The organism is Bordetella genomosp. 5, assembly GCF_002261315.1.
GTDB lineage: Bacteria > Pseudomonadota > Gammaproteobacteria > Burkholderiales > Burkholderiaceae_B > Bordetella.
On record NZ_NEVP01000001.1, the window covers coordinates 293,303 to 307,309 of the forward strand.

13 protein-coding genes are annotated in these 14,007 nt (G+C 68.7%); 3 read left to right on the forward strand and 10 right to left on the reverse strand.

The window, feature by feature from the left end; all coding sequences use genetic code 11:
* Positions 1-48: 48 nt before the first annotated feature.
* The 5 genes from CAL25_RS01320 to CAL25_RS01340 form a co-directional block, all read right to left on the reverse strand.
* The gene (locus CAL25_RS01320; RefSeq protein ID WP_094798137.1) at positions 49-780 is read right to left on the reverse strand and encodes an amino acid ABC transporter ATP-binding protein; all 732 of its coding nucleotides are present in this window, start codon (positions 778-780) and stop codon (positions 49-51) included.
* Positions 761-1,417 (reverse strand): amino acid ABC transporter permease, encoded by a 657-nt coding sequence (locus tag CAL25_RS01325; RefSeq protein WP_094798138.1) that lies wholly within the window; start codon positions 1,415-1,417, stop codon positions 761-763. The genes CAL25_RS01320 and CAL25_RS01325 overlap by 20 nt, the downstream gene beginning before the upstream one ends.
* Entirely contained in the window at positions 1,414-2,082 is a 669-nt protein-coding gene (locus CAL25_RS01330) for an amino acid ABC transporter permease (RefSeq protein ID WP_094798139.1), read from the reverse strand. Before CAL25_RS01330 ends, CAL25_RS01325 begins: the two co-directional genes overlap by 4 nt.
* A 13-nt stretch (positions 2,083-2,095) precedes the next feature.
* Positions 2,096-2,878: a transporter substrate-binding domain-containing protein gene (locus CAL25_RS01335; protein WP_094798140.1), complete on the reverse strand. Its 783-nt coding sequence runs from the start codon at positions 2,876-2,878 to the stop codon at positions 2,096-2,098.
* Between the two features lie 186 nt (positions 2,879-3,064).
* On the reverse strand, positions 3,065-4,027 hold the full coding sequence (locus CAL25_RS01340) for a Bug family tripartite tricarboxylate transporter substrate binding protein (RefSeq protein ID WP_094798141.1): 963 nt from the start codon (positions 4,025-4,027) through the stop codon (positions 3,065-3,067).
* A gap of 193 nt (positions 4,028-4,220) precedes the next feature.
* On the opposite strand from CAL25_RS01340, the gene CAL25_RS01345 reads away from it, so the two are divergent.
* Both CAL25_RS01345 and CAL25_RS01350 read left to right on the forward strand, forming a co-directional pair.
* Positions 4,221-5,411: an acetylornithine transaminase gene (locus tag CAL25_RS01345; protein ID WP_094798142.1), complete on the forward strand. Its 1,191-nt coding sequence runs from the start codon at positions 4,221-4,223 to the stop codon at positions 5,409-5,411.
* 102 nt (positions 5,412-5,513) lie between these two features.
* A complete protein-coding gene (locus tag CAL25_RS01350; RefSeq protein WP_094798143.1) occupies positions 5,514-5,762 on the forward strand; it encodes a DUF1653 domain-containing protein in 249 nt (82 codons plus the stop codon).
* A 118-nt stretch (positions 5,763-5,880) separates the two neighbouring features.
* On the opposite strand, the gene CAL25_RS01355 is transcribed toward CAL25_RS01350, so the two are convergent.
* Together CAL25_RS01355 and CAL25_RS01360 are read right to left on the reverse strand one after the other, a co-directional pair.
* Entirely contained in the window at positions 5,881-6,858 is a 978-nt protein-coding gene (locus CAL25_RS01355) for a tripartite tricarboxylate transporter substrate binding protein (RefSeq protein ID WP_094798144.1), read from the reverse strand.
* Entirely contained in the window at positions 6,855-7,694 is an 840-nt protein-coding gene (locus CAL25_RS01360; RefSeq protein ID WP_249278907.1) for an amidohydrolase family protein, read from the reverse strand. Before CAL25_RS01360 ends, CAL25_RS01355 begins: the two co-directional genes overlap by 4 nt.
* Positions 7,695-7,834: 140 nt before the next feature.
* Here CAL25_RS01360 and CAL25_RS01365 point away from each other — a divergent pair, with 140 nt between their 5' ends.
* Positions 7,835-8,725, forward strand: a complete 891-nt coding sequence (locus tag CAL25_RS01365) for a LysR family transcriptional regulator (protein WP_094798146.1) — start codon at positions 7,835-7,837, stop codon at positions 8,723-8,725.
* Positions 8,726-8,952: 227 nt separating this feature from the next.
* Here CAL25_RS01365 and CAL25_RS01370 read toward each other — a convergent pair whose 3' ends face one another.
* The 3 genes from CAL25_RS01370 to CAL25_RS01380 all read right to left on the reverse strand — a co-directional run bounded on the left by CAL25_RS01370 (position 8,953) and on the right by CAL25_RS01380 (position 14,003).
* Entirely contained in the window at positions 8,953-10,989 is a 2,037-nt protein-coding gene (locus CAL25_RS01370; RefSeq protein ID WP_094798147.1) for an acetyl/propionyl/methylcrotonyl-CoA carboxylase subunit alpha, read from the reverse strand.
* Positions 10,990-11,061: 72 nt separating this feature from the next.
* Positions 11,062-12,669, reverse strand: a complete 1,608-nt coding sequence (locus tag CAL25_RS01375) for a carboxyl transferase domain-containing protein (protein ID WP_094798148.1) — start codon at positions 12,667-12,669, stop codon at positions 11,062-11,064.
* Between the two features lie 152 nt (positions 12,670-12,821).
* Positions 12,822-14,003, reverse strand: a complete 1,182-nt coding sequence (locus CAL25_RS01380; protein ID WP_094798149.1) for an acetyl-CoA C-acetyltransferase — start codon at positions 14,001-14,003, stop codon at positions 12,822-12,824.
* Positions 14,004-14,007 lie beyond the last annotated feature (4 nt).

The window sequence follows — 14,007 nt, forward strand, 5'->3', positions numbered from 1 at the left end:
ACGACCGGCGCGCCGGTCCGCCGGTCGGACCGCACAGGCGCCGCGGCGTCAGGCGCCGGTCACGCCCAGGAACTGCCGCAGTTCGGGCGTGACCGGTGCGCCGAACACGCGTTCGGGCGCGCCCTGCTCGTGGATGCGGCCTTCGTGCATGAACACCACGCGGTCGCACACCTCGCGCGCGAACCGCATTTCGTGCGTCACCATCAAGAGCGTCATGCCGTCGGCGGCAAGCTTGCGCACCACGCCCAGCACCTCGTTGACGAGTTCGGGATCGAGCGCCGACGTGATCTCGTCGCACAGCAACGCCAGCGGCTGCATCGCGAGCGCGCGGGCGATCGCCACGCGTTGCTGCTGGCCGCCCGAGAGCTCGCTGGGCCAGGCATCGAAGCGATGGGCCAGGCCCACCCGCTCGAGCATGTCGCGCGCCAGGCTGGCGGCCTCGGCCTCAGGCATCCTGCGCGCCACGATGGGCGCGAGCATGACGTTGCGCCCCGCGCTCAGATGCGGGAAGAGGTTGAACTGCTGGAACACCATGCCCACCTTCAGCCGCAGCGCGCGCAGGTGCAGATCGTCGGGCACGAGCTTGGCGTCGGCCACCATGACCGCGCCGCTGTCGATGTCTTCCAGCCCGTTGATACACCGCAGCAGCGTGCTCTTGCCCGAGCCGCTCTTGCCGATGATCGCGATCACTTCGCCGGGCTCGACCCGCAGGGTCACCCCTTTGAGAACCGTATTCGCGCCGTAGCTTTTGCGTACGTCTTCAAGAGCGATGAGAGGCATGCAACTTCCTTTCCAGCCGCAGGCTGAGACGTGACAGGGGCCAGCACAGCGCGAAATAGATCAGCGCGGTGCAGGCATAGACGGTGAAGGGACTGAAGGTGGCATTGGTGATGATCGTGCTGGCCTTGGACAGCTCGGTGAAGCCGATGATGGAGGTGAGCGCGGTGCTCTTGACGATCTGCACCGCGAAGCCCACGGTGGGCGCGACCGCCACGCGCGCGGCCTGCGGCAGGATGACGTAACGCATCTGCTGCATGCGGTCGAGCGCCAGGCTGGCCGAGGCTTCCCACTGACCGCGCGCGATCGACTCCACGCAGCCGCGCCAGATCTCGGCCAGGTAGGCGGCCGACCACAGCACCAGCGCCGCGCCCGCCGCGACCCAGGCCGGCACCTCGATGCCCACCAGCGAAAGCCCGAAGAACGCGAGAAACAGTTGCATCAGCAACGGTGTGCCCTGGAACAGCTCGATGTAGGCCCAGCTCGCGCGGCGCAGCAAGGGGGCGCGGGAGGTGCGCGCGAAGAGCAGCGCCAGGCCCAGCAGCGCACCGCCGATGAAGGCCGCGAGCGACATCAGCACGGTCCAGCGCGTGGCGAGCAGCAGATTGCGAACGATGTCCCAGAGGCTGAACTCGATCATGATCCCGGGCTCCGGAACAGCCGCGCGCCGGCCAGCCGCAGCAGCTGGCGCAACACGATGGCCAGCGCCAGGTAGATCGCCGTCGTCACGAAGTACACCTCGAAGGCGCGGAAGTTGCGCGACTGGATGAAGTTGGCGGCGAAGCTCAGGTCTTCGACGGCGATCTGCGAACACACCGCCGAGCCCAGCATCACCACCACGATCTGCGACGACAACGCAGGCCAGACGCGCTTGAGCGCCGGTGCCAGCACGATGTGACGGAACACCTGCAGGCGTGTGAGCGCCAGGCTGGCGCCGGCTTCGAACTGCCCTCGCGGCGTGGTGGCCACGCCGGCCCGCACGATCTCGGCGCTGTAGGCGCCCAGGTTGAGCGCCATGGCGAGGCAGGCCGCGGTCATTTCGCCCATCTGCACGCCCAGCGACGGCAGGCCGAAGAAGATGAAGAACAGCTGGATCAGGAAGGGGGTGTTGCGCATCGTCTCGATGTACGCCACCACCGCCAGGCGCGCCCAGCGCGGCCCCTGCGTGCGCACCCAGGCGCAGGCGATGCCCAGGGCCACCCCCGCCACCCCGCCCACGCCGATCAGCGTGCACGTCACCCCCACGCCCTTCATGAGCACGGGGGTGTAGCCGGCGAGCGCGCCGAAGTCGAACGCGTAGCCCATGACGTGCGCTGGCTCAGAGACCGGCGGGCAACGGCGCGCCCAGCCAGCGCTGCGCGACGGCGTTCAGCGAGCCATCCTGCTTGGACTGCGTGATGATCTCGTTGACCTTGGCGAGCAGCGCCGGCTCGTTCTTGGCCAGGCCGATGAAGCACGGCGAGTCCTTGATGAGGAACTTGGTCTCCGGCTTCTTGGGCGGATTCCTGGCCAGGATGGCCGCGGCGACGACGTTGCCGGTCGCCACCAGCTGCACCTGACCCGACAGGAAGGCGGTGATGGTGCCGTTGTTGTCTTCGTAGCGTTTGATGGTGGCGTCGGCCGGCGCGATCTTCGAGAGTTCGATGTCTTCGACGGCGCCGCGCGTGACGCCCACGGTCTTGCCGGACAGATCCGCCGCCGCCTTCACCGCCTGATCGGCCGGGCCGAACACGCCGTTGAAGAACGGCGCATAGGCCACCGAGAAGTCGATCGCCTTCTCGCGCTCGGGATTCTTGCCCAGGCTGGAGATCACGAGGTCCACCTTGCCCGTTTGCAGGTAAGGCACGCGATTGGCGCTCGTGACCGGCACGAGCTCGAGCTTGACGCCCATTTTCTTGGCGATCAGGGCGGCGGTATCGACGTCATAGCCGAGCGGCTTCATGTCGGCGCCGACCGATCCGAACGGGGGAAAGTCCTGCGGCACCGCCACCTTGAGGACGCCGCGCTTCTGGATGTCGGCCAGGGCGTCGGCGTGGCTTGCGCCCGCCGACAGCGTCAGCGCGCCGGCGATCAGGGTCAACAACACATGTCTGCGATTCATGGAGGTCTCCGGCGCCTGAGCGGCGCGATGTTGCACACCAGATCGGTATACAAAACAGAGCAAAGCAACATCCATGCCAATCGCGTTGCCCCGGCACCCTTGCCGGAGCGGCCTTACTTTGTGCGCCGTGGCGGTGCGGCGCGCCCCACGAGAAGGCGTGCCGCACCATCCTGGGCCGGTCGGGTATCAGTCGACCTGCGCGCCCGAGCGGCGGACCGTGTCACCCCACTTGGTCACTTCGCTGGCGACGAACGTGGCCGTGGCTTCGGGCGTGGTGGGCATCGGCTCGGCGCCGCGGTCACGCAGGAAGCGCGCCATATCCGGGTTGCGCAGCACGCGGCCGATGTGCTCGCTCCAGTAGGTGATGCGATCGGCCGGCGTGTCGCGCGGCGCCATCACGGCGGCCCAGCCGATGGCCTCGAAGCCGGGGTAGCCGGACTCGGCGACGGTCGGCACCTTGGGCAGCTGGGTCAGGCGCTTCGAGGTCGTGACCGCGAGCGGCACGGCCTTGCCCGTCTGGATGTGCGGCAGCGCGGCCGTCACCGAGTCGACCATCAGCGGCACCTGGTGGCCCAGGAAGTCGGCCTGGGCGGGGCCGCTGCCCTTGTAGGGGATGTGGCGGATGTCGATGTTGGCGGCCGCGCGGAACATCTCGGCCGAGAGGTGCTGGGTGCCGCCGATGCCCGCGCTGGCATACGCGAGGTCGCCGGGCTTGGCGCGGGCCTGCTTGACCAGCTTGTCGAGGCTGTCGATGCCGGAGGTGGGCGTGGCGAGAAACACCAGCGGCACGGAGAACACGCCCGAGACCGGCGCGAAGTCCTTCGTCAGGCTGTAGTTGATGTTTTTGTAGAGCGTCTGGTTGACGGCGGCGGCGCTGCCGGCCACCACGAGCGTGTAGCCGTCGGGCGTGGCGCGCGCGGCCTGCTCCATGCCGATGTTGCTGCCGGCGCCGGCGCGGTTCTCGACGATCACGGGCTGGCCGGTGTCGGCGCCTAGCTTTTCAGCCAGCGCGCGCGCGAAGATGTCGGTGGCCTGCCCCGGCGGGAACGGCACGATCAGGCGCAGCGGGCGCTCCGGAAAATCGGCGTGGGCGGTGGCGGCGAGGGTCAGGGCGACGCCGGCCAGAAGGCTGGGAAGAAGACGGTTCATGGTGCGTAGGATGGAATGATGGCAAGAAAAAAGCGCGGCCACGCCGGGATAGGAGGCCGCCTTTGCGATCCGTGACGCGCCTTGTGGGCCGCTTGCGGGAATGCAGGAAGGGATGCCGTCACGATAGCATTGCCCCGAGGGTGCTAAATTTCAGGTTTCCCCTCCCCTGTTTCTTTCCCTCGCAGGAACCGCCATGGAATTCAGCCAGTTCAACGTCAACACCCTCATGGAGATCACCTCCCGTCCGGACCTCGTGTTCGTGCGCGGCGAGGGATCCTGGCTGGAGGATCAGTCGGGCAAGCGATATCTCGACTTCGTGCAGGGCTGGGCGGTCAATTCGCTGGGCCACAGCGCGCCCGAGATGGTGCGCGCCCTGCAGGAGCAGGCCGGCAAGCTGATGAATCCGTCGCCCGCCTTCTACAACGTGCCCTCGCTCGAGCTTGCGCAGCGTCTGACCGACGCCTCGGTGTTCGATCGCGTGTTCTTCGCCAACAGCGGCGCCGAAGCCAACGAAGGCGCGATCAAGCTGGCGCGCAAGTGGGGCCGCGTGAATCGCAATGGCGCCTACAAGATCATCACGATGAACCACGGCTTCCACGGCCGCACCCTGGCCACGATGTCGGCATCGGGCAAGCCGGGCTGGGACACGATGTTCGCGCCGCAGGTCGAGGGTTTCCCGAAGGCCGAAATCAATGATCTGGATTCGGTGCGCGCGCTGATCGACGCGCAGACCGTCGCCATCATGCTCGAGCCGGTGCAGGGCGAGGCCGGCGTCATCCCCGCCACGCGCGAGTTCATGCAGGGCCTGCGCAAGCTGGCCGACGAGCACGGCATTCTGTTCATCGTCGACGAAGTGCAGACCGGCATGGGCCGCACCGGCACGATGTTCGCCTACCAGCAGTTCGACGTGACGCCTGACATCATGACGCTGGGCAAGGGCATTGGCGGCGGCGTGCCGCTGGCCGCCCTGCTGGCGCGCGAATCGGTCAGCGTCTTCTCGCCGGGCGAGCAAGGCGGCACCTACAACGGCAACCCGCTGTGCACGGCCGTCGGCGTGGCGGTGTTCGACGCGCTGGCCAAGCCGGGCTTCCTGGAATCGGTGCAGGCGCGTGGCCGCCAGCTCTCCGAAGGCCTGCTGGCACTGTCGGCCAAGCATGGCATGGGCGGCGAACGCGGCCTGGGTCTGCTGCGCGCGCTCGTGCTCGACCGCGACGACGGCCCCGCCATCGTCGACGCCGCCCGCAAGCAATCGCCGCAGGGCCTGCTGCTCAACGCCCCGCGCGGCAACCTGCTGCGCTTCATGCCCGCGCTCAATGTTTCCGAAGGCGAAATCAGCAGCATGCTGGAACAGCTCGACGCGCTGATCGTGGCTGTGCGCAAGTAAGCCTGCACGGCACGAGACAACGGCCGCGCGAGCGGCCGTTGTCGTTTTCACCCGCGCATTCCCAGCCGCACCGGTTGCGCGCACAACCTTTTGCACAATCCTATGACGAACGATCCCATCGACAGCTTCCGCCCCGGCGTCTATCGCCACTACAAGGGCCAACAATATCTGGCCCTGGGCCTGGCCCGCGCCGACGAGACCGACGAGACCGTGGTGGTCTATGTGCGGCTCTATCCGCGCGACGGCATGCCGATGAACACGCGCCTGCTGCGCATCTGGAACGAAACGGTGGAGACGGATGCGGGCGTGGTGCCGCGCTTCGCCTACGTGGGCCCGCAGAGCCCGGCGTGAGCCGCCGCGGCGCCGCCGCGCCACGCGTCCGCGCGCCCGCCGTACGCCGCGCGTCGGCGGGGCGGACCAAAAAAACGCCCGGCGAACCGGGCGTGTGATGCAGGTGAGGCGGCACTAATCAGTCGAGCTTGAGGTTCGCTTCGGTCACGACCTTCTTCCACTTGTCGATCTCGGCGCGGCGGAAGGTGTCGAGGTCGGCCGGGGTCGAGCCGATGGTCTCGGCGCCGATGCCGGCGAGCGTGTTGGCGACGGCCGGGTCCTTGAGCACTTCGGCCAGGGCCTGCGACACCTGGTCGATGATCTCGGGCGGCGTGCCGGCCGGCGCGAACACGGCGTTCCATTCATACGATTCGTAGCCCGGCACGCCCGCTTCGGCGAGCGTGGGCAGGTCGGGCGCGGTCGCCGAACGCTGGCTGCCGCCGACAGCCACGGCGCGCAGCTTGCCGTTCTTCACGTGCTGCCAGGCCGAGCCCATGCTGGCGAACATCACCGGCACCTGGCCGGCCATCACGTCGATCATGGCGGGGCCGCCGCCCTTGTAGGCCACGTGTTCGAGATGCGTCTGAGCCAGCAGGTTGAACAGCTCGCCGCCGAGATGCTGCGCCGAGCCGGGGCCGGCCGAGGCGAAGTAGATCGGCTTGTCCTTGTCCTGACCGGCCTTGATCAGGTCGGCCACGCTGTTGATCGGCGAATTCGGCGTGACCACCAGCACGTTCGGCACGCGCAGCAGCAGCGACACCGGCGCGAAATCGGCCAGCGTGTCGAACTGCATCTTGCTGTGGATCGCGGGATTCTGGGCGTGGTTCGAGGCGTCCAGCATCAGCGTGTAGCCGTCGGGCTTGGCCTTCGCGACGGCGGCACCGCCGATCATCCCGCCCGCGCCACCGCGGTTCTCGATCACGACCGGCTTGCCGAGCTTCTCGGCCAGCTTGGGACCGATGAGGCGGGCCACCACGTCGACGGTGCCGCCGGGAGGATAGGTGACGACCAGCGTCACGGGGCGGTCGGGGTAGGCGGCCATCGCGCTGGCCGAAGCGAGCAGGGTCGCGCCGAGGGCAACGGCGGCGCGACGCGCGAACGCGTTCAGAATGGTCATGGGTGGTCTCCTGTTATGCCAAATAGTGCCGACGGCGTGTCGGCCAATATGATGTGGCGCGTGGCGTCGTCATCGATCCAGGCGCGCAGCCAGTCGCACGCCAGACGGTAGTCGGCGCGGTCTCGGTTCTCGGTATGTGGCCAATCGCTGCCCCAGAGCAGGCGCTCGGCCGGGAATGCGGTCAGCAGTTTATGCGTTGCCTGGCGGCCCAGGGGCGCGCAGTCGGCCGGCTGCCAGATCCGATAGGGAGCGGACAGCTTGACCCACACGCGTTGGGTATCGGCCTGGTCCAGCAGGTACGTGAAACCCGGGTCGGCGATGCCCAGGGCCGGATCCGGCCGGCCGAAGTGATCCACCACCACGCGGCAACCCGCGGCCAGCAGCGGCGTCACGGCCTCGGGGAGGCGCGATGCCGGCATGTACACCTCCACATGCCAGCCCAGGGCATTGATCGCCTCCAGCAGCGTCTGCCACGGCGCGCTGTCGAGCGCCGGCGTCTCGCGGCCCATGAGGTTCAGCCGGATGCCGCGCACCCCGGCCAGATTCATGTCCGAGAGCTCGGCGGGCGTCGTGTCCGTGTCGATCACGGCCACGCCGCGCAACCGGCCGCGGGCCTGTGCAAGCGCGGCCAGCATGAAGCTGTTGTCCGTGCCCAGAAAGCTGGTCTGCACCAGCACGCCGTGTCTCAGGCCATGGGCGTCGAGCAGCGCCAGGTAATCGGCCAGCGTCGCGTCGTAATCGGGGGTGTAGCGGCGCACGCCGGCCAGCGGCAGCCCGCGGACAAAAATATGCGCGTGGGTGTCGATGGCGAGGGTGTGCGGGCGGGGCTGAGCCAAACCGATGTCTCCGGCGATGCCTGCCGCGGGGCCTCGAGGGGCGCGTCGCGCGGGGCGTGGGTTCTTTTGATGGCCGGATTCTAGGCACCCCATGTATATTGATCTATCCAGATAAAACGCTTTTTATATATCGTTTTGATATGCAAACCCGCCACCTGCGCCATTTCCTGGCCGTGATCGACTACGGCAGCATCAGCGCCGCGGCCGATGGCCTGGGCATCGCCCAGCCTGCCTTGTCGCAATCCCTGGCCCGCATGGAGCGCGAACTCGGCGTGAAATTGTTCGAGCGCAGCCGACGGGGCGCCGAGCCCACGACCGCGGCGCTGGCGATCCTCGAAGATGTGCGCGTGAGCATGACCCGCATCGACGCGGCGCAGCGCCGCGCGCAGGAGATCGCGCGCGGTAGCGCCGGCCAGCTCACCATCGGGCTGGTTTCGTCGGCGCTGTTCGATATCCTGCCGCGCGCGTTGCGGGCCTTGCGACGCGAGGCGCCGGGCGTGCGCGTGGTGCTGCGCGAGATGAGCAACGAAGAGCTCGCCGAGGCGCTGGTCAGCGGGTCGATCGATCTGGCCTTGATGCACACGCCGGTCGCCATGGGCGGGCGCATGCGCGAACGCCAGTTGCAGCGCGATTACCTGGTGGCGGCGGTGCCCGATGATTTCCCGGTGGGGCCCGACGGCAGCGTGACGCTGGCGCAGATCGCGCGGGCGGGACTGGTGCTGTTTCCGCAGGTCCAACTGCCGGTGCTCAATGCCGGCATTCTCGACACCATGCGCAAGGCCGGCCTGGAGCCGGTGGTGGCGCAGGAAGCCAACCGCACGCTGACGGTGCTGTCGTGCGTGGCGGGCGGCTGCGGCGTGGCGCTACTGCCGAGCTGGATCCGCGCGCTGGATTTTCGTGGGGTGCGTTTCTGCGAAGTGAGCGACGGCGCCGCCCTGCCCTCGTTCGACCTGAGCGCCATCTGGCCGGCCCGCTCGGTACCGACCCTGGCCGACCTGTTCGCCGACCTGAAGCTCGATCCGGCGCACTGAACAAACGCCGGGCCGTCCCAACGAAAAAGCGCCCCCTCGGGGGGCAGCAAGCCGCAGGCGCAGCGTGGGGGGCCCTTTTTCCGCCGGGCCGTCCCAACGAAAAAGCGCCCCCTCGGGGGGCAGCAAGCCGCAGGCGCAGCGTGGGGGCCCTTTTTCCGCCGGGCCGTCCCAAGGAAAAAGCGCCCCCTCGGGGGGCAGCAAGCCGCAGGCGCAGCGTGGGGGCCCCCCTATTTTTCGAGAGGGCTCACCGCGATCAGCGCGGCGCCCTCGGCCACCTGATCGCCGATGCCGTAATGCACCGTCTCGACGCGGCCGGCGGCCGGCGCCGTGATGGTGTGCTCCATCTTCATGGCCTCCATCACGAGCAGCGCCTGGCCCTTCTCGACCGTGTCGCCCACGGCGACCGACACCGCAATGATCTTGCCCGGCATCGGCGCCGTCAGGCCGCCCGCGTGCCCGTCCGCGGCGTCGTCGGCGTGCGCCAGCGCATCGTAGCGTTCGAGCACGTACGTGGCGCCATCGCGGAACACATGCGCGCGATCCGCATGCAGCACCACGTCGCCCGTGATCTCGCGCTCGTCGAGCGACACGCGCAGACCATGGCACAGCTCGGGATTGGCGCCGCGCACGGCCTGCCAGCGCAGGGTGTGGCTGCGTTCGCCGATCGACAATGTCCAGGTGGTGCCGTGGCGCGTCAGCACGACGTCGCGCGCTTCGCCCTGATCGATCCAGCGCAGCGTCTGGCGATAGTGGTCGCCGAGCCGCCAGCCGTCGCGCGCGCCCCAGGGATCGGCGGCCTGATCGCGCGGCGCGCGATCGCCGGGCGCGGCCAGACCCTGGCGCACCAGCGCGGCCGCGCTCGCCAGGGCGAGCGTGGCATCGTCGACCGGTTGCGGTTCGGGCAGCAGCGTGGCGCGACGGCGCTCGATGAGACCGGTGTCGAGATCGGCCGCGGCAAAAGCCTCGTCGCGCATGAGGCGCGTGAGAAACGCCACGTTGGTCTGCACGCCGACCGCCTGCGTCTGCGCCAGCGCCTGAATCATGCGGGCGCGCGCCTGATCGCGGTCGGCGCCATGCACGATGAGCTTGGCGATCATCGGATCGTAGTACGGCGTGATGGTGTCACCCATGCGCACGCCGCCGTCGACCCGGATGTCGCCGCGGGCGAACGCCGTGTGCGGGGGCAGGCCCAGGTAGCTCAGCGTGCCGATCGAGGGCAGAAAGCCCTTTTCGGGGTTTTCGGCATAGATGCGCGCCTCGATGGCGTGACCCTGGATGCGCAGGTCTTCCTGGCGCGCAGGCAGCGGTTCGCCCGCCGCCACGCGCAACTGCCATTCGACCAGGTCGTGGCCGGTGATCATTTCGGTCACCGGGTGCTCGACCTGCAGCCGGGTGTTCATTTCCATGAAGTAGAAGCGGCCATCGGGCTCGGCGATGAATTCCACCGTCCCCGCGCCCACGTAGCCCACGGCCCGTGCGGCGGCGCAGGCGGCCTCGCCCATCGCGCGGCGGCGCTCCTCGGTCATGCCGGGGGCGGGCGCTTCTTCGATCACCTTCTGGTGGCGGCGCTGTACCGAGCAGTCGCGCTCGAACAGGTACACGCAGTTGCCGTGGGTGTCGGCGAACACCTGGATCTCGATATGGCGCGGCTTCTGCAGATAGCGTTCGATCAGCACGCGGTCATCGCCAAAGCTGGCGGCGGCCTCGCGCTGGCAGGAGGTCAGCGCGTCCAGAAAGGCCGCGCCGGATTCCACCACGCGCATGCCCTTGCCACCGCCGCCGGCGCTGGCCTTGATCAGAACGGGATAGCCGATGGCGTCGGCCTGATCCTTGAGGAAGGCGGGGTCCTGGTTGTCGCCGTGGTAACCCGGCACCAGCGGCACGCCGGCGGTTTCCATCAGCGCCTTGGCCGCCGACTTGCTGCCCATGGCCGCGATTGCGCTGGCGGGCGGGCCCACGAACACGATGCCGGCGTCGGCGGCGGCGCGGGCGAAGGCCTCGTTCTCGGACAGGAATCCGTAGCCGGGGTGGATGGCCTGCGCGCCTGTGGCGCGCGCGGCGGCCAGGATCACGTCGGCACGCAGATAGCTCGCGCGCGGCTCCGGGCCGCCGATGTGCACGGCGGTATCGCAGGCGCTGACGTGGCGCGCATGCGCGTCGGCGTCGGAATACACGGCCACGGTGCGCAGACCGAGGCGCTGGGCGGTGGCGGCGACGCGGCAGGCGATTTCGCCGCGATTGGCAATCAGCAGGGTGGAGAACACATTGACTCCTTCTGCGCGGCGCTTCGGGCGCCGCGCGCGACAAGCTCGGGATGCGGGATACGGAATGCGGAATTACATGCGGAACACGCCGAATCGCGTGTCCTCGATGGGCGCGTTCAGCGCGGCCGACAGCGCCAGCGCGAGCACGCGGCGGGTCTGTGCGGGCGCGATGATGCCGTCGTCCCAGAGCCTGGCGGTCGCGTAGTACGGATGCCCTTCGCGCTCGTACTGCTCGCGGATCGGCGCCTTGAAGCCTTCTTCTTCCTCGCTGCTCCATTGCCCGCCGCGAGATTCGATGCCATCGCGGCGCACGGTGGCGAGCACGCTGGCGGCCTGTTCGCCGCCCATTACCGAAATGCGCGCGTTGGGCCACATGAAGAGCATGCGCGGCGAGTAGGCGCGCCCGCACATGCCGTAGTTGCCGGCGCCGAACGAGCCCCCGATCAGCACGGTGAACTTGGGCACATTGGCGGTGGCCACGGCGGTCACCATCTTGGCGCCGTGGCGCGCGATGCCTTCGTTTTCGTACTTTCGGCCCACCATGAAGCCGGTGATGTTCTGCAGGAACACCAGCGGGATCTTGCGTTGCGCGCAGAGCTCGATGAAGTGCGCGCCCTTCTGGGCCGACTCGGAAAACAGGATGCCGTTGTTGGCGACGATGCCGACCGGCATGCCGTGGATGTGCGCGAAACCCGTGACCAGCGTGGTGCCGTAGCGGGCCTTGAACTCGTCGAACTCGGAGCCGTCGACGATGCGGGCGATGACCTCGCGCACGTCGTAGGGCTTGCGGGTATCGGCCGGGATCACGCCGTTGAGCTCCGCGGGGTCGTAGCGCGGTTCGCGCACCGGCGCCAGCGCCAGCTGCGCGGGCTTGACGCGGTTGAGCCGCGCCACGGCGTTGCGTGCCAGCTGCAGCGCATGCAGGTCGTTGGCGGCCAGATGGTCGGCCACGCCGGACAGGCGCGTGTGCACGTCGCCGCCGCCCAGGTCTTCGGCACTCACTTCTTCGCCGGTGGCCGCCTTCACGAGCGGCGGACCGCCCAGGAAGATCGTGCCCTGGTCCTTCACGATGATGGACTCGTCGCTCATGGCGGGCACGTAGGCGCCGCCCGCCGTGCACGAGCCCATCACCACGGCGATCTGCGCGATGCCGCGTGAGGACATCACCGCCTGGTTATAGAAGATGCGGCCGAAGTGATCGCGATCGGGAAAGACTTCGTCCTGGCGCGGCAGGTTGGCGCCGCCCGAATCGACGAGATAGACGCACGGCAGGTTGTTCTGGGCGGCGATCTCCTGCGCGCGCAGATGCTTTTTCACCGTGACCGGGTAGTAGGTGCCGCCCTTGACCGTCGCGTCGTTGCAGACGATCACGCATTCGGTGCCCGACACGCGGCCGATGCCGGTGATGATGCCGGCGCCCGGGGCCTCGCCCTCGTACATGCCGTGCGCGGCCAGCGGGGAAAGCTCCAGAAACGGGCTGCCGGGGTCGATCAGCTGCTCGACGCGATCGCGCGGCAGCAATTTGCCGCGTGCCACGTGCTTGGCGCGCGCGGCCTCGTTGCCGCCCTGCGCGGTCTGCGCGAGCTGGCGGTCGAGGTCGTCGAGCGCGCTCTGCATGGCGCGCGCGTTGTCGGCGTAGTCGGCCGATCTCGGGTCGATGCGGGATTCGATGATGGGCATGGAGCCTGCCGTTTCTGCGTAGTGGAACTGCGGTGCCGCGCCGGCAATGGCCTGCCGGCGGGCTTGTCTCGTTGCCGCGCTGGCGGGCCTGCCGCCGCGCGGATTCTTGGAACACCGGCGGCGCGGGCGAGGCGCCCGCGCCGGCCCGGCGCTTACACCATCTCGATGGCCATCGCGACCGCTTCGCCGCCGCCGATGCACAGGGTGGCGACGCCGCGCTTGGCCTGCTTCTGGCGCAGCGCGCCGACCAGCGTGGCGACCAGGCGGGCACCCGACGCGCCGATGGGATGGCCCAGCGCCGTCGCGCCGCCGTGCACGTTGACCTTGTCGGCCGGCAGATCGAATTCCTTCATGGCGGCCATCGTGACTACCGCGAAGGCTTCGTTGATCTCGTACAGATCCACGTCGGACGCCGACCAGCCGGTCTGCTCGAACAGCTTCTTGAGCGCGCCGACCGGTGCGGTGGTGAACCATTGCGGATCGTGCGAGAACTGCGTCTTGCCGACGATGCGGGCCAGCGGCTTGACGCCGAGCTTCTCGGCCGTCGAGGCGCGCATCAGCACCATCGCGGCGGCGCCGTCGGAGATCGACGAGGAATTGGCGGCGGTGACGGTGCCGTCTTTCTTGAAGGCGGGCTTGAGCGTGGGGATCTTCTCCGGCATGGCCTTTTGCGGCGCTTCGTCGGTATCGATCACGGTGTCGCCCTTGCGGCCGGCCACCGTGACGGGGGCGATCTCCCACTTGAAGCTGCCGTCTTCGGTGGCGGCACGCGCACGGCGCAGCGACTCGAGCGAGAAGGCGTCCTGCTGCTCGCGCGTGAAGCTGTACTTGCCGGCGCAGTCTTCGGCGAACACGCCCATGGCCTTGCCGCGATCGTAGGCATCTTCGAGGCCGTCGAGGGCCATGTGGTCATACACGGTGTTGTGACCGTAGCGGTAGCCCTGGCGGCCCTTGAGCAGCAGGTAAGGCGCGTTGCTCATGCTTTCCTGGCCACCGGCCACGACGATATCGACCGAACCCGCGGTGAGCAGGTCGGCGCCGAACATGGCGGCCTTCAGGCCGGAGCCGCACACCTTGTGGATGGTGGTGCACGACACGCCGCGCGGCAGGCCCGCGCCCAGCGCAGCCTGGCGTGCCGGCGCCTGGCCCTGGCCGGCTTGCAGGACGTTGCCCATGATGACTTCATCGACCTGCTCGGGCTTGATGCCGGCGCGCTCGACCGCGGCCTTGATGGCGATGGCGCCGAGTTCGTGCGCGGCCAGGCCGGACAGGCTGCCCAGCATGCCGCCCATCGGGGTACGGGCAACGGAAACAATGACAATGGGATCGGACATGACG